This window comes from Oleiphilus sp. HI0067 (genome assembly GCF_001635735.1).
In genome coordinates this window covers 1-519 of sequence record NZ_LWFI01000038.1, presented here as the reverse complement: position 1 = coordinate 519, position 519 = coordinate 1, and the positions used below count along the sequence as shown (strand labels likewise).

Here is a 519-nt window from a genome sequence, read left to right as displayed (position 1 = left end):
AATTGCTGACTTTCATACTATATACATCGTACTGTTAAATTTATTGTTTCATGACGGATGTTCTCCGGAATTTAAGTCTTGGATAAATCGGAGAGTGTATGAATAAGTTAATCAGCTTAGGTATAGCGTGTTTGGTCGCAGCACTTAGCGGCTGCGCAGTGAATCAGGAGCTAGTGAAAGATATAAGTTTGGAAACCGAGAAGCATCCAAGAGCAAATCTGGCGGGCTACAAAACTTACAGTTGGATAGGGTCGACCGCTTTAATGATTGATCCTGGACACAAAATTCATTCTCGGGGATTTAATGGAGGTCTAGAGTTTGAATACCTAGTGAATAAAAAAATGCGAGAGCTTGGCTTTTCGCAATTAGCGCAATCACGTGAGCTTGGGATTGCGTATACTGTTGGCGTTGTGACCGATATTCCTGAAATTCCTAACGAGACAATGAAGCAGCTTAAATTACTCGGTGACAAGCCTGCGATTGGCCTTCGTATCGTTGCGGTTGATATGGCGACACAAA

Annotated in this window: 1 protein-coding gene; it reads left to right on the top strand. The window is 42.2% G+C overall.

Annotated features, from left to right (window positions below; genetic code table 11):
- Positions 1–98: 98 nt before the first annotated feature.
- The coding region (locus tag A3739_RS00735) for a hypothetical protein (RefSeq protein WP_156502212.1) at positions 99–519 on the top strand (421 nt) is incomplete at its 3' end.